This window comes from Streptomyces sp. NPDC051320, assembly GCF_040682175.1.
In the GTDB taxonomy this organism is placed as follows: Bacteria; Actinomycetota; Actinomycetes; order Streptomycetales; family Streptomycetaceae; genus Streptomyces.
In genome coordinates, this window is sequence record NZ_JBFBAL010000002.1 from 723,090 (window position 1) to 746,989 (window position 23,900).

At 68.4% G+C, this 23,900-nt stretch carries 21 protein-coding genes and 1 other RNA gene; 9 read left to right on the forward strand and 13 right to left on the reverse strand.

What is annotated here, in order from left to right:
• Window positions 1-172 precede the first annotated feature (172 nt).
• From AB0M87_RS07450 to AB0M87_RS07460, 3 genes are all read left to right on the forward strand, one after another.
• Window positions 173-595 (forward strand): hypothetical protein, encoded by a 423-nt coding sequence (locus AB0M87_RS07450; protein ID WP_365850876.1) that lies wholly within the window; start codon window positions 173-175, stop codon window positions 593-595.
• Window positions 596-795: 200 nt separating this feature from the next.
• Window positions 796-1,458 carry a hypothetical protein gene (locus tag AB0M87_RS07455; RefSeq protein ID WP_365850878.1) on the forward strand — a complete coding sequence of 221 codons (663 nt, stop codon included), beginning with the start codon at window positions 796-798 and terminating at the stop codon, window positions 1,456-1,458.
• On the forward strand, window positions 1,446-2,477 hold the full coding sequence (locus AB0M87_RS07460) for a hypothetical protein (RefSeq protein ID WP_365850880.1): 1,032 nt from the start codon (window positions 1,446-1,448) through the stop codon (window positions 2,475-2,477). The genes AB0M87_RS07455 and AB0M87_RS07460 overlap by 13 nt, the downstream gene beginning before the upstream one ends.
• A 132-nt stretch (window positions 2,478-2,609) precedes the next feature.
• On the opposite strand, the gene AB0M87_RS07465 is transcribed toward AB0M87_RS07460, so the two are convergent.
• A complete protein-coding gene (locus AB0M87_RS07465; protein ID WP_365850988.1) occupies window positions 2,610-3,161 on the reverse strand; it encodes an ATP-binding protein in 552 nt (183 codons plus the stop codon).
• 341 nt (window positions 3,162-3,502) lie between these two features.
• Here AB0M87_RS07465 and AB0M87_RS07470 point away from each other — a divergent pair, with 341 nt between their 5' ends.
• The 3 genes from AB0M87_RS07470 (at window position 3,503) to AB0M87_RS07480 (ending at window position 5,697) form a co-directional block, all read left to right on the forward strand.
• Entirely contained in the window at window positions 3,503-4,102 is a 600-nt protein-coding gene (locus AB0M87_RS07470; protein WP_365850990.1) for a DUF5753 domain-containing protein, read from the forward strand.
• Entirely contained in the window at window positions 4,008-4,208 is a 201-nt protein-coding gene (locus AB0M87_RS07475; RefSeq protein WP_365850882.1) for a DUF397 domain-containing protein, read from the forward strand. Before AB0M87_RS07470 ends, AB0M87_RS07475 begins: the two co-directional genes overlap by 95 nt.
• Before the next feature lie 499 nt (window positions 4,209-4,707).
• A complete protein-coding gene (locus AB0M87_RS07480) occupies window positions 4,708-5,697 on the forward strand; it encodes a MarR family transcriptional regulator (RefSeq protein WP_365850883.1) in 990 nt (329 codons plus the stop codon).
• Window positions 5,698-5,755: 58 nt separating this feature from the next.
• Here AB0M87_RS07480 and AB0M87_RS07485 read toward each other — a convergent pair whose 3' ends face one another.
• The 8 genes from AB0M87_RS07485 to ftsE form a co-directional block, all read right to left on the reverse strand.
• Window positions 5,756-6,667 carry a hypothetical protein gene (locus AB0M87_RS07485; RefSeq protein WP_365850885.1) on the reverse strand — a complete coding sequence of 304 codons (912 nt, stop codon included), beginning with the start codon at window positions 6,665-6,667 and terminating at the stop codon, window positions 5,756-5,758.
• Entirely contained in the window at window positions 6,664-7,401 is a 738-nt protein-coding gene (locus tag AB0M87_RS07490) for a hypothetical protein (protein ID WP_365850887.1), read from the reverse strand. The genes AB0M87_RS07485 and AB0M87_RS07490 overlap by 4 nt, the downstream gene beginning before the upstream one ends.
• Complete coding sequence (locus AB0M87_RS07495; protein ID WP_365850888.1) at window positions 7,401-8,729, reverse strand: putative T7SS-secreted protein; 1,329 nt, start codon at window positions 8,727-8,729, stop codon at window positions 7,401-7,403. The genes AB0M87_RS07490 and AB0M87_RS07495 overlap by 1 nt, the downstream gene beginning before the upstream one ends.
• Before the next feature lie 43 nt (window positions 8,730-8,772).
• Window positions 8,773-9,161, reverse strand: a transfer-messenger RNA (tmRNA) gene (ssrA, locus tag AB0M87_RS07500).
• A 156-nt stretch (window positions 9,162-9,317) separates the two neighbouring features.
• Window positions 9,318-9,797 (reverse strand): SsrA-binding protein SmpB, encoded by a 480-nt coding sequence (gene smpB, locus AB0M87_RS07505; protein ID WP_365850889.1) that lies wholly within the window; start codon window positions 9,795-9,797, stop codon window positions 9,318-9,320.
• An 18-nt stretch (window positions 9,798-9,815) separates the two neighbouring features.
• Window positions 9,816-10,988, reverse strand: a complete 1,173-nt coding sequence (locus tag AB0M87_RS07510; protein ID WP_365850891.1) for a S41 family peptidase — start codon at window positions 10,986-10,988, stop codon at window positions 9,816-9,818.
• A 68-nt stretch (window positions 10,989-11,056) separates the two neighbouring features.
• On the reverse strand, window positions 11,057-11,977 hold the full coding sequence (gene ftsX, locus AB0M87_RS07515) for a permease-like cell division protein FtsX (RefSeq protein ID WP_365850892.1): 921 nt from the start codon (window positions 11,975-11,977) through the stop codon (window positions 11,057-11,059).
• 9 nt (window positions 11,978-11,986) lie between these two features.
• Entirely contained in the window at window positions 11,987-12,676 is a 690-nt protein-coding gene (ftsE, locus tag AB0M87_RS07520; RefSeq protein ID WP_164266073.1) for a cell division ATP-binding protein FtsE, read from the reverse strand.
• A 290-nt stretch (window positions 12,677-12,966) separates the two neighbouring features.
• On the opposite strand from ftsE, the gene AB0M87_RS07525 reads away from it, so the two are divergent.
• Window positions 12,967-13,161, forward strand: coding sequence for a hypothetical protein (locus tag AB0M87_RS07525; RefSeq protein WP_365850895.1), 195 nt, complete (start codon window positions 12,967-12,969; stop codon window positions 13,159-13,161).
• Between the two features lie 82 nt (window positions 13,162-13,243).
• On the opposite strand, the gene AB0M87_RS07530 is transcribed toward AB0M87_RS07525, so the two are convergent.
• From AB0M87_RS07530 to AB0M87_RS07545, 4 genes are all read right to left on the reverse strand, one after another.
• On the reverse strand, window positions 13,244-14,077 hold the full coding sequence (locus tag AB0M87_RS07530; RefSeq protein ID WP_365850896.1) for a hypothetical protein: 834 nt from the start codon (window positions 14,075-14,077) through the stop codon (window positions 13,244-13,246).
• 291 nt (window positions 14,078-14,368) lie between these two features.
• A complete protein-coding gene (prfB, locus tag AB0M87_RS07535) occupies window positions 14,369-15,475 on the reverse strand; it encodes a peptide chain release factor 2 (protein WP_365850897.1) in 1,107 nt (368 codons plus the stop codon).
• 85 nt (window positions 15,476-15,560) lie between these two features.
• Window positions 15,561-16,814, reverse strand: a complete 1,254-nt coding sequence (locus AB0M87_RS07540) for a serine/threonine-protein kinase (protein WP_365850899.1) — start codon at window positions 16,812-16,814, stop codon at window positions 15,561-15,563.
• Window positions 16,815-17,003: 189 nt separating this feature from the next.
• Complete coding sequence (locus AB0M87_RS07545) at window positions 17,004-18,647, reverse strand: serine/threonine-protein kinase (RefSeq protein ID WP_365850901.1); 1,644 nt, start codon at window positions 18,645-18,647, stop codon at window positions 17,004-17,006.
• A gap of 408 nt (window positions 18,648-19,055) precedes the next feature.
• Here AB0M87_RS07545 and AB0M87_RS07550 point away from each other — a divergent pair, with 408 nt between their 5' ends.
• A complete protein-coding gene (locus tag AB0M87_RS07550) occupies window positions 19,056-22,352 on the forward strand; it encodes an FtsK/SpoIIIE domain-containing protein (RefSeq protein ID WP_365850902.1) in 3,297 nt (1,098 codons plus the stop codon).
• A 156-nt stretch (window positions 22,353-22,508) separates the two neighbouring features.
• A complete protein-coding gene (locus AB0M87_RS07555; protein WP_365850904.1) occupies window positions 22,509-23,894 on the forward strand; it encodes an ABC transporter substrate-binding protein in 1,386 nt (461 codons plus the stop codon).
• Window positions 23,895-23,900 lie beyond the last annotated feature (6 nt).

Below are 23,900 nucleotides of genomic sequence, written 5' to 3' on the forward strand. Positions count from 1 at the left end.
CGTGCGGCGCCCAGGCGGCTCCGCACCGCTGAGTATCGCGCGGGGCACTGACAATTCCGCTGGACCGGTGCGCGGCGCGACCGGTGCACGGCGCGAGATCACCGATGCCGGGAAGGAGGGCCGACCACAGCCTGGATACTCTGCACCGTTCGACACTTACCGGGGAGGGCTCATGGCCATACGAAAGTCGACCATCCAAGAACAGCTCAGCGCTGCCATATACAGCGTCAACCCGGGCGACCGCCCGCTGGTGTCCGTGCAGGCCATCGCCGGCCCGAACCCGATGCTGGTGGGCCTGCTGGGGATCATCGGCCAGGCGTTCCTCACGTACTACTTCATCACCGTGACCGAGCAGGCCGTACTGATCCACCAGGTGAACCGGATGAGCAACCGCCCCCAGGAGATCGCATACGCACTGCCGCCGGCCCAAGCCATGCGCTCGGTCAGCGATATCAACCGCGGCGCACTCTGGAGCTCGTTCCGCTTCCAGCTCCCGGACCAGCCGATGCCGGTCAAGATGAACGTGCACCGCCAGTGGCGTGCCGAGATGGACCAGATGCTGGGCATGCTCAACGGGTACCGGCCGACTGCCTGAATCCACTGGTCGTATCAGCGGTTGACCCGGCGGTCGAGGGCTCAGCTCTCACTGGCCGCTCACGACCCCCCGCCCGACCGATTCACCCGAAACACCACAAGTGTTCCGACTGGGCTGCTCAATTCGCCCTGGTGAAACCAAGTACCGTCCGGATAGCGTCAATTACCTATAGTCCGCAACCGCCCCACCGGGAGTCGCTCGTGAACCGCCGATCTTTGCCCGTTGCCGCCGCACTCGCGACCGCAGCGGCCCTCCTCCTCACCGCCTGCGGCGGAGGCGGTGACAGCAAGTCCACGGACTCGGACAAGATCGCGGGCGCCGACACGGGGGCCTCCAAGCCGGCCTCGCCCAGTCCGTCGGCTTCGGCTTCGGCCGGCGTGGACCGACCGACGATCCACCTGCCGTCGGACATCAAAAACACCTTCGATTGGCCAAAAACGGGCAGTGCAGCCAAGGATTCCGTCTTGTCCGATACGAAAGAGTTCATCAAATCTCGAGACATGGCCATCGCTAATCAAGACCCGCTGGATAAGGCATATCGCTTCTACACCGAGGGAGAGATGGCTGCATCGACTCAGGAGTACATCAGCGACTACGTCAAGCACAACGCCCGGACCACAGGTGCTTATCGCTATTACAGAGATGTTGTGACCATGAGCGGCGCCGACACGGCTACGCTCTCCTATTGCCAGGACCAAGGAAAAGGTTATGACATGGATATCAAGTCAAAGAAGATTAACAAGACTCAGGTAACCAAGAACAGCTACGTGCTCTACAACGCAGCCCTACGCAAGAATGACAAGGGCGTGTGGGTCACTACAAAGCTGTACTCCCAGAGGGGGAGTGCCAAGTGCCAGCCCTGAATCGGAGCCGCGCACTACTCCTTGCCGCCTTTTCAGCTGGAGCGCTAGTTCTTACGTCCGTCCCAGCACTGGCGGATAACGGGTACGGTGACGGCGGCGCCCAGCATTCCGATCCCGATCAGCAGGCTACGGCCAACGGTCAGGACTTGACTGCTGCGGTCAAGATTGACACCAGCAAGAACTCGCAGGATCCAGAAGCCGGCCCACTGGCCCCGGTGAGCAACTGGAAGCCCCCCGCCTGCTGGTACGCGCCTACGTACACACCTGCCGAGTTCAAGAAACTCGAGGAACATACCTGGTCGCTCGAATCGACCGGGTATCAGTGGGACGCCGAACAGCGCGACAAATACGCTGGAGGGAAGCCCTACAAGGACTTCAACAAGGACAAAGCCGGCAAGGGCTTCTGGTGGACGTCAGACGTGAACCGCAGCTTCCCACCAGGATGGGATTCCTGCACAAAGGAACCCTTCTGGGTGGACAAGGGCGACCCGCCCCCGGTGCCGGACAGCCAGGCCGCAGCCACCCCTGAGGATCTAGCCCACATCGCCTACGGTTTCGTGCACGTCCCGGACACCAAAGTCACTCTCGCCCCGGCCGGGGCGACGAAGGTCAACCTCCCCACTTGGGTCTGGCTCGACAAGACCGCCTTCAAGCCCGTTTCCGTGACCGCAACTCTGGCGAATTACAACATCTCATCCACCGTCACGGCGACGCCTCAATCGCTCAAAATCGAACCAGGCACCGCCGACGCCCAACTCTTCCCCGCATCCGGCGAGTGCACTTTCGTGAACGGCTCCATCGGCACCCCCTACGCCAAGGGCGACGCCGACAAAACCCCGCCCTGCGGTGTCACTTACCTCCGTGCCTCCGGCAACAACGGGCCGTTCAAGCTGAAGGCCACCATCACGTGGAAGATCACGTGGACCGGCACAGGAACCGCGGGCGGCACCCTCCCCGACGGCGCCTTCGGCAACACCCAGGACGTCACCGTCGACGAAATCCAAGCCATCAACCGCTGACCCCCCCACCCCGCCGGCTCCGCACCCCCGTCACCACACAGCAGCGCCATCCTCAAGACCAGGTGTGGCGGCAGGGGGAAGAGCCGCCCTCACGCCCCGGGGCTGCCAGAGGCAACCGCGACGGTGGCAGCGTCAGATTCCGGCTTCCGTCATCTCCAGAGGCCCATGTCCCGTGCGGTCATCAACAGCGGCAAGCTTCGCCGTCTCACTGCTGCCGCACGACAGCCTCATCCGATCCTCCATCTGTACACGCGCCCATACCGTCTTGCCGTAGAGCCGCTCCGAAACGCCCCAGTCGAGGGCCATGGCTTGGACGAGCAGCAGGCCCCGCCCAGTCTCAGCGTCGCTCTCCGGCATCCTCGGGTCCGGCTGTGGCCTCCGCTTCCCGCAGGCATCGGAGACCTCGATCCGCAGGACGGCAGGGCACCCGGGGCCCACAGCAAGGCGCAGTAGGAAGCCCCGCCCGGGCACGCGGCCGTGCGCCACCGCGTTGGCGGCGAGCTCGGAGACGACGAGGGCGACGTCGTCGGAGACGTAGCCCCATGCAGCCAGGGTTCGAGTGGCGCCTACTCGCGCAAAGTGTGCGCCTTTCCGGTGCAGTCGAAGAGTTGCGTGAACTCCTGCCCAGTGGCAGGCATTTGCTCGTTCATAGCAATCAGCATCACTGGGTACGCATACGATCACCAAGCGTAACTATTTTCGCGGTGGCGGAAAGAAAACGGGGGACCAACAATGCCCGCACCGGAGGACCTTGACCCGACCACTTCTCTCCCCGCGCTCTACGGTGCGAAGCTGCGCAAGCTCCGCCACTGGGAGACAGAATCCCGATCGCACACAGCCGGATTGCCCAGTTTGAGCGGGGCAACGAGGTCCCGCCCCCGGACGTGTCCGATGCACTGAACAAGGTGTTGGTTGCGGATGGTGACCTACGGGACCTCGGGACGCTCATCCGGCGGACGCCGTTCCCTGACTGGGTGCGGAAGTACGTAGAACTGGAGCCGCAAGCCGGCAAGATCCGGAAGTACATGGCGCATACGGTGCCTGGCCTGCTGCAGACGGAGTCGTACGCAAGGTCTCTGCTGGAGGCTGCGCGTCCGAGCGTGGGTGACAGGCTCGGCGAAATGCTGGCCGCACGGCTCGCACGCCAGTCGATACTTGCCCAGCCGGAGAGTCCCGTCCTGTGGGCCGTCCTCGACGAGGCAGTTTTGCGGCGGCGGGTGGGAGGTGCAGTCGTCATGCATGAGCAACTCGGCGAGCTTCTTCGTACAGCCACGGACATGGGGCAGGTGACGGTACAGGTGATGCCGTTCGACGAGGAGGAACATCCGCTCCTCGGTGGTTCCCTGACCGTCCTGTCGTTCTCCCGTCGCCCAGACGTCGCCGACCTGCAAAGCTCCCACTCCGGCGAACTTGTCGAGCAACCCGCAACTCTCGCAGAGTATTCACTGGCTTTCGATCACTTGCAGGCCCGCGCGCTGTCGCCCAGGGACTCAGCCTGCATGATCCGTTCTGCGATGGAGGACATCTGTCATGACGCGCGTCTCCCCACCCGAACTCAGCGCCGCCGACTGGCGCAAGTCCAGCCACAGCAACACCCAGGGCGGCGACTGCGTCGAGGTCGCTGACGGATTCCCCGGTCTCGTGCCAGTACGCGACAGCAAGCGCCCGAGTGGCGCGGCGCTCCTGATCTCCGGCACGGCATGGGCCGCCTTCGTCGCCCACCTGATATGAACGCACAACCAGCCACCACAGGTGGCTGGTTCACACCCAGAGCCAAGCCCTACCCGATATCCCTGGCGTGCCGCCTCCGACCCGGCGGTCGACCAGGGCCCCGAGGCTGAGGTTAGCTACTCAGCGTTTCGCATTCCCGAAGCTCGGGGTCCGAGGTGCGAGGGCCGAGCTTCGAGCACCGACTCGGAGCATCGAGCTTCGAGGGCCGAGAGACGAGCTTCGGGATCCGAGCCTCTTCTTTTACCGGGTAGGTAGATAAAGGTGGTTGGGAAATCCTCCCCGCCTCCCCTACCGCCGCAACGGTGAGGAAATACGACTAATCCGGACCAACTTGCGGCGCGCCGGCGCGGCTGCTTACGGTGCGATCAACTAAACGACCCCGACGAGGTGTTAGCGCACCAGGCCGGGGTCTCACCCCAAGATCGAAGGAAGCGATCTCGTGGCTACCCAAAACTTTAGCGCCGCCCTGCGCGCCCCCGCATCCTCCCCCGCCCACCCGATGGCAGCCGCCGGCTACGGCAAGCGTTCGGCCCCCGACCAGACCCCACGCCGGTCCGACGACTTCCTGCTGCTGCCCGAGCGGGAGCGGTACATCGCCGCGTTCATCGACCGGCTGCCCGAGGGCGCCGCAATGGCCGTCAAGGCCCTTGCCAAGCAACTCCCCCGCTACGGACAGCAGGCCGTCAGCACAGCCCTCACCGAGCTCTCCGTCGCCGGGCACCTCCGCCGGGTGCGCTGCCTGACCGGAACCGGCGACCAGGTCCGCTGGGTGTTCAGGACCTTCTGGTCACGGACCGCCCGCGACAACGAGTGGTGGACCACGTTCCTCGCCACCGAGGGCAACCGCGCCGCCGCCAAGGACCCGGAGACCACCACATCAGCGCACGACCGGGGCCCGGCAGACGTGCCAGTGAAGGTACCGACGCCCACACCCCCGGCCGCCGCCGCTCGGGCCACACCGCTGGCGCCTGCGCCCACGCCGGTCACACCACAGCAGCCGGAACGGGATCCCGAACACCCTTCGCCCGCGTACCAGGCGCTGGCTCAACTCGGCTGCGTAGAGCAGCGGCTGGCTCTTTCGGCCGAAGACTGCGAGGAGCTGGAAGGGCTCGCGATGGAGTGGCTGGCGCGCGGGGTGACGCCGGCGTACATCGTCCAGGTGCTGGCTGCCGGACTGCCCGCCAAACCGATCAACTCCCCCCTCGGCTTCGTCCGCCACCGCCTCAGGGAAAAGACACCACCGCGTCAGTCATCCACCCCCACGCCGAACGCGGTCGGCGCTCCGTCCCCTGGCCTGATGGTGGAGTGCACCAAATGCGGCACTCCAGGCCGCCCCCAAGCCCTCCCCGACGGCCTCTGCCGCCCCTGCCACCGCACACCACCCAGCGCCCAAGCGACCACCAACGCCGACACCGGCGCCCAGACGGTGCCCCCACGCGACGTCCACACCCGCGTCGAAGCCCTCCGAGCCCTGGCACGCAACCCGTGAGGATTTTCACGCGCTTCGCGCCTTCATGTGCTCATGTGAGCGATCGGTCGATCGAGGCTCAGTCGTACGGGACTGCCTCCATCACCGTCTCTCCGAAGCGCCACGAACCCCGGTTTCCTACCGCCTCCGGACGCAGTCCCATCTCCCAGGCGATACGGGCGGCCCGATGCTGCGATACGTCGGGGTACGACTCGGGCTGCAATTTGATGTAGCCGCGCCGGTCTGGGGGAAAGGTACGCAGGGCCTGGCGGAGCTTCTCCTCCTGCTCGGCCTGCGTCGTGTGGCTACTGGAGACAGCCTTGTACGCCTTCTGCGTCCCCGACGGCGACTTCTTCTTTTCTTTGTTCCGACGTTTCGCGGTATCCGATCCCCGCCATGCCATCCAGGCGACAGCACCGAGCGCCGCGAGAGCAAACGCCCCGGCGCCGACCAGATCACCGGTGGAGTCAGCCTCACCGGGCGTCTCAGGGCGGAGTTTGCCCTGGGGATCCTGAATGACCGTCAGCACCTCGCCAACGTTGTACAGGTCGGAGATCGTGTCCATCTCGGGCCCGGGGACCCGCGTGCCGTCCTGCTGCTTCAGCGTGTAATGGGAGTGTCGGGCCTGGCGCCCCTGGGGCGGGTCGAGCCGTTCCTTCACAACCGTGGCAGTAACCCGCTCCCCCCGAGACTGCAGAGTGAAATCGTCACGGGCTGTCCCGGCGACATACACGGACATCACAGAGGCGAGCACGATGAACAGTGCCGCGCCCAAAGCAGTCTCGATACTGACTCGCAGCCTGCTGATCAGCACAGCGAGAAGTACTCCGTGCACAATCCACAGAAGAATCAGAAGACCGCTGCCGAGGTCGTCCGACAAGGGAAACATCCCCACAATCACAGCAAGCACATAACAACCGATGCCCGCCGCCAGCGGAATGCGATACCGTATAGGACTCTCCTGTGACATGCCGTCCGTAGCACTGCTCATATTTGCCCCTCCGTTCCTCCGGCATCCGGACTGTCGGACACCTGAAGGCTCTCCATGTCCGGCTCATCCGCCGAAACCGACTTCATGATTCCGCTGACAACTTCGAGATACTCGGCCCAGTGCTCGACGTCCTCGGTCATAAAGGTGAAGAGCGCTGAGCCAGGGCTGGTCCTGAGCGGCACGCAGAACTGCACCTGCCGAGTCGAGGTAGGGATGGAGTCGTTCAGGCCGAAGATTCCGCCAGGGATCCGCAGGTCCTGATCGCGTATACACACGGCGGCAGGACCGTACGGCAGCATGATCAGCCCGACCTCAGCGTCCGGGTCCTGCTCGCGCCACTGAATGGCCGTACGCGTGGCAACCCCCCGTCTGTCCTGGTCCTCCGGGCCGACCACCGGATTTTCGACGATCACGCACAGCGTCCCCTGGGACAGTCTGCCATCGGGCATTCTCAGAAGGCAGCTGGACGCATGCTCAGCCCCTGCCGCGATCAGAGTCCGCAGCGCGTATTCGCCGGCCACGACGAAGCCGAATTTCTGTTCGGACGCAACTTCGGCGAAAAGCCGGTCGACCGCGTCCACCATCCGCAGCATGCGTTCTTCCGGATCCTCGCCCAGGTCGAACTCCGTGAAACCGGGAGGCAGTTCGAACCAAAGATCGGGTTGCCCCGCAGCAAGTACCTCGATAGAGGCAGATGCGGGCGCGGTGATCGGCACCACGTCGTCGACTGTCATCAGTTCGTCAACTCCCAGACACCCAGGCCGATGGCACTGCCGATGGCCAGGACTCCGCCCACCTTCCCACCACCGGCCCCCGTGGCGATGTCGGCCACGCCGGTGCCCCACGTGGCAGCATCGGCCCTGCCCGGGCTGGTGCTCACGGCATTGATGGCGGTCGGTGCGGTCCAGGCGACCATGGCAGCGGCCTGGACACCCTCCGTGACGCTCAGGGCGGCGGCGCGTGAGACTCCTAGCTTGGCGGCAGCAGCCATGACGGGCTTGTCGATCACCATGGCGACCGGGTCTGCAGCCTTCATCAGTCCCTTTGCTGTCGCACCCGCCGTCTTGAGGCCGACCCTGGTGCCGGCGACAAGACCCTCAGCCCCCCGTGCCGCTTTGGCTCCAGCACCGATTCCCTTACCCACCGCGCCGACTCCGGGCACCATGCCAAGCGCGTCGCCGCCAAGCGTGAGCCAGTTGGAGGCATTGTCGCCGAAGGGCGGCCAGAGACCATCTTTGCCGTACTTCGTCGCGTGCGCGAAGAGCGCGACGGCGCTCAGTCCAATGGCCAGCGGCGCAAGTACGGGACAGAAGATGGCAATGACGCCGATGACGGAGGCTGCCACGGTGATCCAGTCCGCATGGTCCTGCAGCCAGGTGCCGACGTCGGCGAGGACATCAGCCACTGCGCCCGGCAGGTCCGCCAGCACCTCGCCGAGCCCCTCGATGGCGTGCCCGAGCTTGTCCCACATACCGGGCTCGTTCGGGGCGATGTCCATGGCCGTCTTCAGCCGGCTGGCGATCTCCCCGCCATACGTCTGGTAGTCCTTCGCCAGCCTGTGCGCCTTGCGGCGAAGTTCATGCAACTCATGTTCGTGGGAGTTCACTGCCTTGCTGGCCGCCGTGGCCTTGTCCTTGTGGTCATCGGTGCCCTTCACGTCGGAGTCGGCCTTGCTGAGCGTGTCTGCCTTTTCGTGCGCCGCACCCAGCCGCTTCTTGACGTCGACTGCCTCGGACTCCAGATGCACGGCCGCCTTCTGCTTGCGCTCCATGTAATCCGCCCAGTCCTTCAGGGCGGACGCAGCGCCGTTGAACGAGTCGCGGGCATCGTCCATACGCGGCCGGAAGTCGTCGTCGAACTTCTCGCGGAAGGCCTCCGCCGTCTTGCCCTTCCAGTCACCGGCACCTGTGCCATGCAGGACCTGACAGATCTCGACCAGCGCCTTCGCCGTCTTGCGGACCGTCTTGGCCAGAGCCGTCGCACCGGCCCTGCCGGAAGCGTAGGCGGGAGCGGCGGGGGAGAGACGGTGTTCGAGGTAGGAATGACTGCACAAAAGGCTCATGCCCCGCCGGAAGGTTCCGGCGGGGCATGAGCCACACATGGGGTGGTGGAGATGGCGGGAATCGAACCCGCGTCCAACGGTGCAGAACCAGGGCTTCTCCGAGCGCAGTTCGCTGTGATTTTCTCGGCCCCGGAGATCTCGCGAACAAGTCTCCGACGGGCCCAGTCACTGTTTGATTTCCCATCGGTCCCCGTGACCGGGACCGATGGTTTAGTTCCCTAGCTTATGCCAGGATCCGGGTCGGGAACTTCCCCGGGCTGACACCCATTTAGGGTCCTTCAGTCACTGCTTATTAGGCAGCGAGGGCGAAGGACTGGGAATCGCGCTTAGAGTTGGCGATTATTGTTTGCGACATATGGTTTACGAGATCATTGCCGCTTCCTCGGCTCGCTTCACCTGCTTCGACAGCCGCTGTCGAAACCGATCATCCCCATGTTGATTTTTCAAACGCTCCCCGTGGGGTGCGGTGCCATCGTACGTGAACAACCGGGGGCGGTGCCAGCGTATTCCCGGCCCGTCGGCCCGGTGCCCGTCGGCCCGGTGTCCGTCGGCCTGGCGTTCGGCTGCCGACGGACGCCGCGCCGGCCGTCAGGCACGCTGCTTCCTGCGCACCGCGGAGATCGCCCGGTCCGTCTCGCGCCGGTCCTGCTTCTCGCGGAGGGTCTGCCGCTTGTCGTACTCCTTCTTGCCCTTGGCCAGTGCGATCTCGACCTTCGCGCGGCCGTCCTTGAAGTAGAGCGCCAGCGGCACGATCGTGTGACCGGACTCCTGGGTCTTGGACTCCAGCTTGTCGATCTCGATGCGGTGCATCAGCAGCTTCCGCTTCCGGCGGGCGCTGTGGTTGGTCCAGGTGCCCTGGGTGTACTCGGGGATGTGCACGTTGTGCAGCCACGCCTCGTGGTTGTCGATCTGCACGAAGCCGTCCACCAGGGAGGCCCGGCCCATCCGCAGCGACTTCACCTCGGTGCCGGTCAGGACCAGCCCGCACTCGTAGGTGTCGAGGATGAGGTAGTCGTGCCGCGCCTTCTTGTGCTGGGCGACCATTTTGCGCCCTGTTTCCTTAGCCATAGTGCGACCATTTTCGCACTACGCCCCTCCCCCGAGGCCACTCAATACTGTCTCGGCCCTCGGTTCGGCCCGATCGCCCGCCGTCACGTCCGGTGTGATGCCGTGTCCGTCGACGCTGCGCCCGGCCGGAGTGCGGTAATGGCCGACGGTGAGCTCCGCCACCGAGCCGCCCGGCAGCGGGCTCGGCATCTGCACCGAGCCCTTGCCGAAGGTGCGTGAGCCGACCGTCACGGCACGGCCACGGTCCTGGAGCGCGCCGGTCAGCAGCTCGGCCGCGCTCATGGTGCCACCGTCGATCAGCACCACCAGCGGTCGGCCGGTGTCCCCGCCAGGCCTGGCGTAGACGGCTCGCTGGGTGCCGTGCACGTCGTAAGTGGCGACCAGGCCGCCGTCGAGCAGGGCGGAGGCGGCGGCCGTGGCCTCGGAGACCAGGCCTCCGCTGTTGCCGCGGAGGTCGAGAAGGATGCCGCCGCCGGCCGGTGCGGTCCGGACGGCGCGGTCCACCTGTGCGCCGGAGCCCCGGGAGAAGGCCGTGACCTTGACCAACGTGGCCTTACCGGACAGCTTGCGGACCGTGACCGCGTCGGTGGCGAGCCGGACTCTGCGCAGGGTCCTCGTCCAGCCCTGGCGGCCGCGCTGCACACCGACGGCCACCGCCGTGCCGGCTGCCGACGCTTCGTCGCCACCGCGCAGCTGCGCGACGACAGCGGTCACCGGGCTGGTGCCGACCTGACGGCCGTCGATCGTACGGAGCCCGTCACCGGGGCGGAGGCCGGCCAGCGCGGCCGGGCCGCCGGGCTGGACCTTGGCCACCTCGATGTGTCCGTCGCGGCTGCGTCTGACCCAGAGGCCCACGCCGGTGTACTCGCCGTCGAGCGAGTCCTCGAACTCCTTGTACTCGGAGCGGTCGTACACCGCGCCCCAGCGGTCCCCGCTGCGGCTGACGACCTCCTCGGCCGCCTTCGTCCCGGACTTGCCGTCGGCCTCGGCTTCGGATGCCGCCTTGGCCAACTCCGCGCGGTCGACGGTCGACGCCACGTCACGGGTGTGCGACGGGCGCGGCACCCTCGCCTCGCTCTCCGGCCAGGAGTTGGTGGCCGCCGCGGTGGCCAGGACGCTCACAAAGACCAGTGTCAGGACGGCCCCGCGGCGAACACTGCGGGGCGATGAACAGAAGTCCGGTCCTGGCATGGCGCCCACTGTAGAACAACCCCCGTGCGGCGCATGGCTGGTTGGCCGTTCACCGCGCGGGGGGAGTTTCACACCTTCAGGTACTTGCGCAATGCGAAAAGCGCGGCAAGTGCAGGCATCAGCAGTCCGATTGCCAAGACCAGGGGCAGCTTGGAGAGGACCGCGTCCCAGCCGATGAAGTCGATCAGATTCAGCTTTTCGTGCAGCGCGAGTCCGTGATCGATCAGGAAGTAGCGGCCCACCAGCAGCATTCCGCAGGCGACCAGGCCGCCGAGCAGACCGGCGAAGGCGGCCTCCATGATGAACGGCATCTGGATATAGAAACTCGACGCGCCCACCAGGCGCATGATCCCGGTCTCACGTCTGCGGCTGAACGCCGACACACGGACGGTGTTGACGATCAGCATCAGCGCGATGACGAGCATCAGCGCCATCACACAGAGTGCGGCCACATTCATGCCGTTGAGCAGAGCGAAGAGGTTCTCCAGGATGCCGCGCTGGTCCTGGACGGTCATCACGCCGTCACGGCCGGCGAACGCCGTCGCGATCACCTTGTACTTGGTCGGGTCCTTGAGCTTGACGCGGAACGACGACTGCAGTTGGTCAGGGGTGATGGAGCCCGTCATCGGGGACCCCTTGAACTCCTGCTGGTAGTGCTTGTACGCCTCGTCGCTCGACTCGTAGGTCACCTTCTGGACAAGGTTGCTCATCTTGTTCAGATCGGTTTCGATCGACTTCTTCTGCTCGTCGGTGACGGCACCCTTGGCACACTTGGGGACGGACGTCGCATCCCCCTTGGAACAAAGGAAGATCGAGACGTTGACCTTGTCGTACCAGTAGCCCTTCATCGTGTTCACCTGGTCGCGCATGAGCAGCGAGCCGCCGAACAGGGCGAGGGACAGGGCGACGGAGACGATGACCGCGAAGGTCATCGTGAGATTGCGGCGGAGACCCACGCCGATCTCCGACAGGACGAACTGGGCGCGCATGGCGTCCTTTCAGTGCTGGTAGCCGTAGACGCCACGCGACTGGTCGCGCACGAGACGGCCCTTCTCGAGTTCAATGACGCGCTTGCGCATCTGGTCGACGATCTGCTGGTCGTGGGTGGCCATCACCACGGTGGTTCCGGTGCGGTTGATCCGGTCCAGCAGCTTCATGATGCCGACGGAGGTCTGCGGGTCGAGGTTGCCGGTCGGCTCGTCCGCGATCAGCAGCATCGGGCGGTTGACGAAGGCCCGGGCGATCGCCACGCGCTGCTGCTCACCACCGGAGAGCTCACCGGGCATCCGGTCCTCCTTGCCGCCGAGGCCGACGAGATCGAGGACCTGGGGAACGGCCTTGCGGATCTCGCCGCGCGGCTTGCCGATGACTTCCTGCGCGAACGCCACGTTCTCCGCGACGGTCTTGTTGGGAAGCAGCCGGAAGTCCTGGAAGACCGTGCCGAGCTGGCGGCGCATCTGCGGCACCTTCCAGTTCGACAGACGCGCGAGGTCCTTGCCGAGGACGTGCACCATGCCATGGCTGGTGCGCTCCTCGCGGAGCACCAGCCGCAGAAAAGTCGACTTACCGGAACCGGAGGAACCGACCAGGAAGACGAACTCCCCCTTCTCAATCTCAAGGGAGACATCCCGAAGGGCGGGACGGTTCTGCTTGGGGTAGGTCTTGGAGACGTTGTCGAATCGGATCACGAGTGCACCACGTCGGCCGGGAATAGGTGTGCGTGACCTTACGCGAACCGGCTGTGCGCCCGCAGGCAGCGTCCGTGGATGCGTGGTATGTCCAGGTTATCGACGGGGTATTTGCGGGTTTTCTCCGGGTGCTGCGAGGGTAGGAGGCGCTCGTCATTCGGCCGGACGCGCCGAAAGGCGCGAAAGCTGGCACAGTGGTAGAGGGAACACGGGGAACAGTTCCGTTTCCCTGTGCGTTGTGCGGAGAATAAGCGTGTGAGCGGCTCCGCCGCGCGGGAGGAGGAGTGCGCATGACCTATGACCGACTGGTGTGTGCGAACTGTGCGTCCCCCGTCAGCGAGGGCCGCTGCCGAGTGTGCCGGGCCAGCAGGGAGCGGCTGCAGCAGCAGGAGGGCTTCCTGGGCGGTCTCAGTCCGGTGGCACTGATCGCCCTGTTGATTCTGATGGTGGCGGCGTTGGCGCTGGTGGCGCATCAGACCGTCTGACGTTGGCCGCGTCGCGTGTGACACGGAGAGGGCCCGGGTTCCGATCGGAACCCGGGCCCGCTCTCAGGTATGCGCTGGACGCTTAGGCGATGTTGCCACCGCGGCCGGCGAGACGCGGCAGCATACGGAAGCCGATGCCACCGGCGATCATCGTCGCGGCGCCGAGGATGAGGAAGGTGGTCTCTCCCGCACCGGTCTCGGCCAGCTCCTGCTTGGCCTTACCCTGCTCCACCGGCTGCGAGCCGAGGTTGTCGGGCGCGGTGCCGGTGGTCGAGCCGCCGTTGGTGGTGCCACCCGAGGTGGTCGACCCCTGGTCCGTCGAACCCTGATCCGTGGAACCCTGGTCGGTCGACCCCTGGTCCGTGGAACCCTGGTCGGTCGAACCCTGATCCGTGGAACCCTGATCCGTGGAACCCTGGTCGGTCGACCCCTGATCCGTCGAACCCTGATCCGTGGAACCCTGGTCGGTCGACCCCTGGTCGGTCGACCCCTGGTCCGTGGAACCCTGATCGGTCGACCCCTGGTCGGTCGACCCCTGATCCGTGGAACCCTGATCCGTGGAACCCTGGTCGGTCGACCCCTGGTCCGTGGAACCCTGATCCGTGGAACCCTGGTCGGTCGACCCCTGGTCCGTGGAACCCTGGTCCGTGGACCCCTGGTCCGTGGACCCCTGGTCCGTGGACCCCTGGTCCGTGGACCCCTGGTCCGTGGACCCCTGATCCGTGGCGCCGCCGTCGATGCCGCCGATGAGGGTGCCCCCGCCGTCGTCGCCCGTCGTCTGGATGGATACCTCGGCACCGGGAAGGTTGACGATACCGGCGGCCTGGGCCGCCCCCGCGGCGGTCAGCGAGGCGCCCGCGGCGATCACCGCGCCGGCGGCTATGCGCGCTACGCGAATCCGCGTCTTCTTGGTCATCTGGCTGCTACCCCCAGTAGCTCATCGTTAATGGTGCAGCGCACGGGGCAGGCGGGCCGTAAGGGGTGTGTGTCGCGCCCCCCGATCACACGCGCCCCAGAAATACGCATGCCGCGTGTCACCCTTCCCAGTTTTAAAGACCACGTCAAGGACGTTGCGGGCGCGATGCCCGGCTTGCGGCGACTTGCCCGGCGTACGGGAATACGACTGTGACGGAAAAGAAGAACTGCCGTCCACAGGACGGCAGTTCCCTGATCGACAATGTCGACAAAACGCCAACTGGTGGGTCGACTACTTCTCCTGCTGCTTGCGCCAGCGAATTCCGGCCTCGAGGAAACCGTCGATCTCGCCGTCGAGCACCGACTGAGGGTTGCCGACCTCGAATTCGGTACGGAGGTCCTTGACCATCTGGTAAGGGTGCAGGACGTACGAACGCATCTGGTTGCCCCAGGAGTTGCCACCGTCGCCCTTGAGCGAGTCCATCAGCGCCTGCTCCTCCTGGCGGCGGCGCTCGAGGAGCTTCGCCTGCAGGACGTTCATCGCGCTGGCCTTGTTCTGGATCTGCGAGCGCTCGTTCTGGCAGGAGACCACGATGCCGGTCGGGATGTGGGTCAGCCGCACCGCGGAGTCGGTGGTGTTGACCCCCTGACCGCCGGGGCCCGAGGCGCGATAGACGTCCACCCGCAACTCGGTCTCGTCGATCTCGATGTGGTCGGTCTGCTCGACCACCGGCAGCACCTCGACGCCGGCGAAGGACGTCTGGCGGCGGCCCTGGTTGTCGAACGGCGAGATGCGCACGAGCCGGTGGGTACCCTGCTCGACGGAGAGCGTGCCGTAGGCGTAGGGCGTCTTGACCACGAAGGTGGTCGACTTGATGCCGGCCTCTTCCGCGTACGACGTCTCGTAGACCTCGGTGCTGTAGCTGTGCCGCTCGGCCCAGCGCAGATACATGCGCTGCAGCTGCTCCGCGAAGTCGGCGGCATCGACGCCGCCGGCCTCGGCCCGGATGTTGACGAGCGCCTCACGCACGTCGTACTCGCCGGAGAGGAGCGTGCGGACCTCCATCTCGTCCAGTGCCTTGCGCACCGCGACGAGCTCCGACTCGGCCTCGGCCTGGGTGTCGGCGTCGTCCTCGGCCTCGGCGAGCTCGAAGAGCACGCTCAGATCATCGATCCGCGATCGCAGCGCCGCGGTCTTACGGACCTCGGCCTGCAGGTGGGAAAGCTTGCTGGTGATCTTCTGCGCCGCTTCCGGGTCGTCCCACAGGGACGGTGCCGCGGCCTGCTCCTCGAGCACGGCGATATCGGCCCTCATCCTGTCGAGGTCCAGGACGGCCTCGATCGACCCCATGGTCGAGGAGAGGGTTTTCAGCTCTTCGGATACATCGACGACTGCCACGCCACCAGCGTAACGGCTCGAAGCAAGGTCCTTCCCCGGGCCACGGCACCGCGGCCGGGACCGGTCCGGGGCCACGGCCCGTCCGCTAGCGCTGGGACGGCGCCGACTGCCGGTTGTCCTGGGAAGGGGCGCCCCCGTGGTCGCTCGACGACGTGGCCAGCCAGCCGCCGATGCCCAGTGCCGCAGCGGCGACCAGGGTGGCCGCGCCCAGTTTGATGCGACGGCGCCGGATCGCCTCGGCGGAGGATCGGTGGCGCGCCGAACCCGGCCGGCGCAGGCTCGGGGATCGGGGGGCGCGGGCGGTGCCGAGGGGACCGCCGGCCAGTTCGTCGGGGCCGGGGACGCGCATGCTGGTGTGGGTGTCCCGGTTGGAGTCCGGGGAGGAGCCGGGGACCAGCGGCACCGCGCCACGGCGGCGCGGCTCGGCGGGGGTGGAGGGTTCGTACGAGGCCTCCTCGTACGGCTGCTCCTCCGGTTCCGACTCGTCGGGCTCGTCGACGTCCAGCGGGGGGATGCCCGCGAGGTGCGGGAGCTGCGCACGCAGTCGCTCGCCGAGCTCCGAAGCGCGCAGCCGGGATGCCGGGGCCTTGGCGAGGCACTGGACGAGGAGCTGCCAGAGGTCGTCCGGGATGCCGGGGAGCGGGACGACCGTCTCGGTGACGTGCCGGCGCAGCACCGCGCCGGGGTGGCCGCCGCCGAAGGGGGTGAAGCCGGCCAGGAGTTCGTACAGGACGGTCGCCAGGGCGTAGATGTCGACGGAGGCGCGTGGCGGGAGGCCCTCGATGATCTCCGGGGCGAGGTAGTCGGGCGTACCGATGATCTTGGTCGCCCGGGTGCGGCGCGGGACGTCGATGAGTTTGGCCACACCGAAGTCGGTGAGCAGCGCCGGGTGCGAGCCGCCCGGACCGAGCGGGCCCTGCATGTCGAGCAGGATGTTCTCGGGTTTGACGTCCCGGTGCACGATGCCCGCCTTGTGCGCGGCGGCGAGACCGTCGGCGATGTCCGCGACGATCGCCACGGCGGCCTCGGGGCTCAGGCGGCGCTCGCGGTCCAGCCGGGTGCGCAGGTCGGTCCCGCGGACCAGGTCCATGACCAGCGCGAGGTCGTTGCCGTCCACGACGAGATCGCGTACGGCGACGACGTGCGGGTGGTCGAGGCCGAGCAGGGCGGTGCGTTCCTGGACGAAGCGGCCGACGAGCTCCTGGTCGGCGGCGAGGTCCTCGCGCAGCAGCTTGATGGCGACCGGCCCCTCGGGCCCGTCACCCAGCCACACCGTGCCGGCGCTCCCCCGTCCCAGAATCTGGTGAGCGGTGTACCGGCTGCCGATCTTCCGTGCCAAGACTGCTCCCTCAGCGGCTGGCGCTGTGCCTGTGCGGGGGCGGACCCCCGCACACTCGCTCTCAAAATACGCGGGCGTCGGGGTGTTCAGTGCCCCGGTTGGCACCAACCTTCACTTCTGCGGGGCATTTCGTCCCGCAGAAGTCGACATGTTTACAGACCGGCCCGGAGAAGGCACCGGCGGCGCCGGTCAGTTACCCGTCGATCCGCCGATGCCCTGAAGGAAGTCCTTGACCGAGTGGTAGCCGGTGGCGATCTCCGAGAAGAAGCTCCTGGAGGTGCCGATCCAGTCCTGGAGCGGGGTCAGCTCCCAGATGAGCCACGAGCCGACGAAGAGGATGACGACCATGAAAAGGCAGCCCTTGAGGCAGCCGAGGCCGGGGATCTTCATCGGGCTGGAGCTGCGCTGCCTCGGCTGTCGGGGCTCCCGCCGGGCGGGGGCCTGGGGCTGTTGCGGCGGCGCGTACGGCTGCTGCGGGCGCTGCTGCCGCTGAGGCTGCTGGGGCGCGTACTGCTGCTGGGGCTGTTGGGGCCCGTATTGCTGCTGAGGCTGCTGCTGTGACTGGTATTGCTGCTGATACTGCTGCTGCTGTTGCGGCGGGTACTGCTGCGGTTGCTGCCGGCGCTGCGGTCGGCGGCGCAGCGGGTCCTGGTTCGGGTCCAGGTACTGCACCTGAGTCTGTTCGTTGCGGTCGCGGGCCGCGCTCAGCTGGCTCTGCCACGGGTGCGGCTGCTCGGGCTGGTCCGGCGACGGGTTCGCCGGCCCCGACTGCGGCATCGGCGGCAGCATCGCCGTCGGGTCCGCCGCGCCGGAACTCGGCAGCACGCTGGTGCGCGCATTGGGGTCGTACGCACCCGCGTCGCTCGGGAGCACCTGGGTCGGGTCGGCCGCCCCCGGCGTGTCGGGGACCGCGGCGGGCGCCGGATCGGGTGCCAGCAGGGCGCCCACGCCCAGCGCCGCAGCCACCTGCGCCGCTGACGCGTGCACGCCGACGCCATCGGCGACCGTACGCAGGCCCCTGGCCAGGTTCTCGGCACTCGGACGGCGGTCGGGGTCCTTGCTGAGGCAGCGCTCGATGACCGTCCACAACGCGTCGGGGACGGTGGTGGGGCGGCGCGGCTCCTCGCTCAGATGACGCTGGAGCACCTCGAGCGCGGTGCCGCCGGCGAACGGCGGCCGGCCGGTGACCAGCTCGTAGAGCAGAATGCCCGCGCCGTAGATGTCGACCGCGGAGGTCTGCGGCCGGCCCTCGGCGGACTCCGGCGCCACGTAGGCGGGCGTGCCGACGAATTCGTGGGTACGGGTCAGGCCCGGGGAGTCCGCGAGCCGCGCGATGCCGAAGTCGGTCAGCATCGGGTGCATCTGTCCGTCGGCATCCTGCTTCACCAGCACGTTGGCCGGTTTCAGGTCGCGGTGCACCACTCCGTCGGCGTGACTGGCGGCCAGCGCGTCCGCCACCTGCGCGGTGAGCAGTGCTGCGGCCATCGGGCTGAACGGACCGTTCTCACGGAGGTAGCGGTGCAGGTCCGGGCCGTCGACCAGGTCCATGACGAGGGCGAGCAGATCACCCTCGACGACCAGGTCGCGGGTGCGCACGATGTTCGGGTGGGTGAGGCGCAACAGGACGGAACGTTCACGCAGAAAACGCATGACCACGTCAGGGTCGCTCGCGAGCTCCTCCTTGAGGACCTTGATCGCGACGGTTTCGCCCGGCCGGCCCTGCACGGCCGCCTCGACGCCCGCGGTCTCCCTCTGGCTGGCTCGCCAAACAGTGCCCGTGGCGCCGCGGCCGAGCGGTTCCTCGAGCAGGTACTTGCTGCCTACGGGCCGCACGTCATGCGCTCCCTGCTGATCGTCGTCCTTGCGTGGTCCACCGGCCCCCGCCGCCCGGATGTCCGCCCCACTGTAATGCCGTCGGCGAAATCACTGCCGGGGATCTTCGGAGGTGGGCCGGCTGTGTCCGCTCTGAAGACGCGAGCACCGGGCCGATGGTTGCCGGACAGCTGAGGCGCGTAGTCCGTTCGTGGTCTCAAGCAGGCACTTTTGGGTCCAGAGCCGACCATTCAAGATCACTTGGCGGCTACCCCCGGGCGTGTTGTCGGTGGCAGGTGCGAGGATGCCTGAAGCACGGAGATGTCGGGGTCGGGAGCCCCGCGATCCGTGCCGACCTGTCGGGTGGGGGAGATCACAGGGCAGCAGCCCCCTGCCAGGCACCCTCCGCAGAAGGGACCGCTGACGGCTATGCAGATCCGGCTGACCGTCCTCGCGCCGCGCAGCGGCCGATCCGCGTCCGAGGCGCGCTCCTGTGACGTGGTCGTCACCGCCCCCGCCGGGGCGCCCCTGGCCACCGTGGCGTCCGGCCTGGCCACCGCGGTCGCGGGGCCGGACGGCCCGGGCTCGAACAGCATCGTGCTGTACGCGGGCCGCCTCCGCCTCGACCTGCAGCGCTGCGTGCTGGGCGAGCCACCGCTGGTGGACGGTGCGGTGCTCTCCCTCCAGTTCCCCGCCGACGACGAGGACCACGGCGCCGCCGGCGCCGCCGCCCAACTGCACGTGGTCGCCGGGCCCGATGCGGGCGGGGTCCACCTGCTGCACGGCGGTCAGATCCGGATCGGCCGCTCCGGCGATGCCGACGTTCCGCTGGACGACCCCGACGTGTCGCGGCTGCACTGCACCGTGACGGTCGCGGACGACGGCCGGGTCACCGTGGCCGATCTGGACTCGACCAACGGCACCACGCTGGACGGCGCGGAAGTGGGCGAACGCCCGGTCCGTTTCGCTCCGGGGTCGCTGCTGCGGGTCGGTGAAACCGCCCTGCGGATCACCCCGGCGGACGGGGCGGCCCAGGCGGACGGTGGTGCGCCGGCCGCGGTGCCGGACGGGGAAGGCCACCTGCGAGTGGCCCGTGGCGGTGCGGGCGGGATCGATACGGGGGAAACGGCCCCCGGTGGCCCCGGGTCGGCCCGGAGCGCCGCACCCGCCGCCACACCAGCGCGTCCCGCCCCCGGGCCGGCCGCGCCCGGACCGGCCGCGCCCCAGCAGACCGTGCCCCGGCAGCCCGTACCGCAGCAGCCCGCTGACCGCGGTCCCGCCGGGCACCCCGGCCACGGTGGCGCCGGCTCCGGACGCATCCCCGTGCAGGCGGGGCCGGGCTCCCGCCGGGTCAGCGACCGCGGCGACGAGACGGACCGCGACCCCTACAGCAACCTGTATGACGAAGCCGCCGCCGCGTATGCGCAGGACCCCGGATTCGCCGCCCGGGGCCCCAAGGGCACACCCGCGCGCGGCACCCGGGTGCCCGTCGAGCACGAGCGGGCCGGCGAGCCGCTGCAGGACAGCGACGCGGACACCGTCCGCAGGCGCGGTGGGATAGGGGCCTGGGCGAGGCGGCTGGCGGGCGGCAGGCCCGACCCGGTGCGCGAGCGGGTGCCCGTCCAGGCGACCGGCCCCGACCGTACGAGTGACTCGGGCCGCCCCGTGGCCCAGTCGCCCACCCCCGACACCTGGCCGGACCCGGCCTCGCTGCTGCTGACCGCGCTCGGCCCGGGCCCCCGGCTGTGGGAGCGCGGGCCCGGCCACCGCGAAGCACTCGTCGTCCGGCTCGGCACGGCGGACCGCAGCGGACCGGGTCCGCTGGGCCTGTTGCCCGCGGTGCCGGTGACCGTATCGCTGCGGGAGGCCGGTTCGCTGGGGCTCGCCGGCCCCCGCGAGCGGCTCACCGGGCTGGCCCGTTCGGTCGTCGCCCAGCTCGCTGCCCTGCACTCCCCGACCGACCTCGAGATCGTGCTGATCAGCACGGACCGCGCCCGCTCGGTGCAGGCGCGCAGGAGCGACTGGTCCTGGCTCGGCTGGCTCCCCCATGTGCGGCCGGCCCACGGGCAGGACTGCCGGCTGCTGCTCTCCTACGACCGGGAGCAGGCCACCGCCCGGACCGCCGAGCTGGTGCGCCGTCTGGACGACGGCCCGCTGGGCACCGGCTGGGCATCGGCCGGAACCGAGGCGGTGTCCGCGGCCGCCGAGCGGCACGAGGGCCCGAAAACCGTGGTGATCGTGGACGGCGATCCCGGGTCCGCGACACTGCGCGAAACCACCGCCCGCCTGGCGTCCGCGGGCGCCGCAGCCGGCATCCACCTTCTCTGTCTCGCCGAAACGCCGCCCGCCTCCCCCGCGTCGCCGCTGGAAGCGACCTACGAGACGGCCTGCGCCGCCTCCCTCGCCTTCCGTGAGTGCGGCGCCGCCGCCCTGTTGAGCGGCGATGTGGCGACCACCCTGCGGCTGCTGCGCACGGCCGGCGGGCAGTCCGCGGGCCGCGGCACACCGGCCGTGGTGGACGCGGTGTCGGCGGCCTGGGCCGAGCGGTTCGGCAGGGCCCTGGCCCCACTGCGCGCGGACGGCCCGGTCGGCGGTTCAACGGCGCGGCAGACCGCCGCGCTGCCCCCGTCGGCCCGGCTGCTCGACGAACTGGGTCTGGCCCGGGCGACCCCCGCATCGCTCATGGCGCGCTGGGCGTCCGCCGCCGATGCCACCGCGGTGCTGGGGGCGGGGCCGCGCGGCCCGGTCACCGTGGACCTGGCCACCGAAGGACCCCATCTGCTGATCGAGGGCCCGCCGGGCAGTGGCCGTACGGAGTTGCTGCGCGCCGCCGCCGCCTCGCTGGCCGCCGCGGCCCGCCCCGACCGGCTCGCCCTGATCCTGGTCGACGGAGCAGGCGGCGACCGCGGAGACGGGCTGCGGGTCTGTACGGAACTGCCGCACGCCTCGACCCATCTGGTGGCGTCGGACCCGGTCAGGATGCGGGAATTCGCTCAGGCGCTCGGCGCCGAGCTGAAACGCAGGTCCGAGCTGGTCGGCAAGGACGACTTCACCGCATGGCACCGGCGCCACGACACCGCAGGCAGGCAGGCCGGCCGCCGGCCCGTCGGAGCGGACGACCAGTACGGCGACCTCGACTCCCCCAGCGGCACCCTGCGGCTGCGCCCCGCCGCCGCCCTCGCGGCGGCCGTGCCGGGCCCCACCCCGCTGCCCCGGCTCGTCGTCCTGGTCGACGACTTCGACGCACTGGTCGCCCCGGCACTCGGCAGCCCCGGACGCCCCGCAGCCGGCTCGGTCGTACGGGCCCTGGACGCAGTGGCCAGGGATGGCGAGCGCCTCGGCGTGCACCTGATCGCCGCATCCGCGCGCCCGGACCGTACCGAGGACACCGAACTCGCCCGGTTCAGCCGACTGCGGGTGATTCTCGACCCGCCACCCGTGGCCCCCGCGCCCGATGCCGCGTCACCGGGCCGCGGCCGACTGGGCCGCCCCGGCTGCGGGGTGACACCGTTCCAGGGCGGCCGGGTCACCGGCCGCATCCCGCGCACCGGCACGCTGCGCCCCACCGTCGTACCACTGGAGTGGGAACGCATGGGCGACCCGCCGACCCGTCGGCCGGTCCGCGAACTGGGCAACGGGCCCACTGACTTGGCATTGCTCGCCAGCGCGCTGGAGCGGGCGGCCAGATCGGTGGACGCGATACCCGTGGCGCCGCTGACGGACTGACGTAACGTCACAGGCCCATCACGATCACGTGGGGGACCCCAGGAGTGGTATTGCGGCGCTCAAGTGCCGGGGCGTAGGACTGAGCCCACGGGACAACGGCGTCGCCGACGTCATGGGCGCGCCGACCGCACGCGCATGGGAGAGGTCGGGGCACAGATGCGCACATCTGGCACAGCAAGTACAGCTCTACGCTCACGCAGGGCCGTTCTGGCGGTCGTCGCCGCCGGGTCGCTGGTCCTCGCCGCGGGATGCGGCAGCGACAGCAAGAAGGGTGACGGCGGTGGCACGGCCGCGGACAAGAGCAGCGCGCCTGCCTCCGGGGTGCAGCTGCCCAAGCTCAACGGCACCAAGCTCGAGGTCGCGGCCGTGTGGACGGGGCCCGAGCAGGCGAACTTCGTCAAGGTCCTCAAGGAGTTCGAGAAGCGCACCGGTGCATCGGTCACCTTCGTCCCAGCGCAGGACCCGATCGTCAACTTCCTCGGTACGAAGATCGCCGGCGGCGCCCCGCCCGATGTGGCGATGATGCCGCAGGTCGGCGCGATCACCCAGGCCGTCGCCAAGAAGTGGGCGAAGCCGGTGGACGCCGCGACCAAGGCGGAGCTGGACAAGAACTACGCGCAGGTCTGGAAGGACCTCGGCGCGGTCGACGGCAAGCAGTACGGCGTCTACTTCAAGGCCGCCAACAAGTCCCTGGTCTGGTACAACACCAAGGCGTTCCAGAACGCGGGTGCGACCGTGCCCAAGACCTGGCCCGACTTCATGAAGACCGCCCAGACGATCTCGGCCTCGGGTGTCACCCCGGTCTCGGTCGGCGGCGCGGACGGCTGGACCCTGACCGACTGGTTCGAGAACATCTATCTCTCGCAGGCCGGCCCCGACAAGTACGACCAGCTCGCCCAGCACAAGATCAAATGGACCGATCCTTCGGTGAAGGCGGCGCTCACCACTCTGGCGCAGCTGTTCGGGAAGCCGTCGCTGATCTCGGGCGGCGCGGACGGCGCGCTGCAGACCGAGTTCCCCGCCTCCGTCACCCAGACCTTCACCGGCGGTGACCAGCCCAGGGGGGCGATGGTCTTCGAGGGCGACTTCGCGCAGACGAACATCGCCCAGACCAAGGCGAAGGTCGGCACCGACGCCAAGGTGTTCCCGTTCCCGGCCGTGGGTGCCAAGTCCCCGGTGGTCACCGGCGGCGACGCGGCGGTGATCCTCAAGGACTCCAAGGGCGCCCAGGCACTGCTGACCTGGCTGGCCTCCACCGACGCGGCCAAGATCGCGGCTTCCTCGGGTGGCTTCATCTCACCCAACAAGGCCCTGGACGCCGCGGCGTACCCGAACGACGTCCAGCGCACCATCGCCCAGGCGCTGATCGCGGCGGGCGACGACATCCGCTTCGACATGTCCGACCAGGCACCGCAGTCCTTCGGCGGCACCCCGGGCAAGGGCGAGTGGAAGGACCTGCAGGACTTCCTGAAGAACCCGAAGGACATCGCGGGCACCCAGCAGAAACTGGAGTCCGACGCGGCCAAGGCCTACAAGAACTGACGGCAC

Coding starts and splice junctions, on each gene's coding strand:
- AB0M87_RS07490 (WP_365850887.1), bottom strand. CDS start 7,401: ATGACAGTCGACGACGTGGTGCCGATCACCGCGCCCGCATCTGCCTCT.
- AB0M87_RS07530 (WP_365850896.1), bottom strand. CDS start 14,077: ATGACCAAGAAGACGCGGATTCGCGTAGCGCGCATAGCCGCCGGCGCG.
- AB0M87_RS07480 (WP_365850883.1), top strand. CDS start 4,708: ATGGCAGCCGCCGGCTACGGCAAGCGTTCGGCCCCCGACCAGACCCCA.
- AB0M87_RS07525 (WP_365850895.1), top strand. CDS start 12,967: ATGACCTATGACCGACTGGTGTGTGCGAACTGTGCGTCCCCCGTCAGC.
- AB0M87_RS07555 (WP_365850904.1), top strand. CDS start 22,509: ATGCGCACATCTGGCACAGCAAGTACAGCTCTACGCTCACGCAGGGCC.
- AB0M87_RS07450 (WP_365850876.1), top strand. CDS start 173: ATGGCCATACGAAAGTCGACCATCCAAGAACAGCTCAGCGCTGCCATA.
- ftsX (WP_365850892.1), bottom strand. CDS start 11,977: ATGCGCGCCCAGTTCGTCCTGTCGGAGATCGGCGTGGGTCTCCGCCGC.
- AB0M87_RS07475 (WP_365850882.1), top strand. CDS start 4,008: ATGACGCGCGTCTCCCCACCCGAACTCAGCGCCGCCGACTGGCGCAAG.
- AB0M87_RS07510 (WP_365850891.1), bottom strand. CDS start 10,988: ATGCCAGGACCGGACTTCTGTTCATCGCCCCGCAGTGTTCGCCGCGGG.
- AB0M87_RS07550 (WP_365850902.1), top strand. CDS start 19,056: ATGCAGATCCGGCTGACCGTCCTCGCGCCGCGCAGCGGCCGATCCGCG.
- AB0M87_RS07495 (WP_365850888.1), bottom strand. CDS start 8,729: ATGAGCCTTTTGTGCAGTCATTCCTACCTCGAACACCGTCTCTCCCCC.
- AB0M87_RS07470 (WP_365850990.1), top strand. CDS start 3,503: ATGGCGCATACGGTGCCTGGCCTGCTGCAGACGGAGTCGTACGCAAGG.
- AB0M87_RS07485 (WP_365850885.1), bottom strand. CDS start 6,667: ATGAGCAGTGCTACGGACGGCATGTCACAGGAGAGTCCTATACGGTAT.
- smpB (WP_365850889.1), bottom strand. CDS start 9,797: ATGGCTAAGGAAACAGGGCGCAAAATGGTCGCCCAGCACAAGAAGGCG.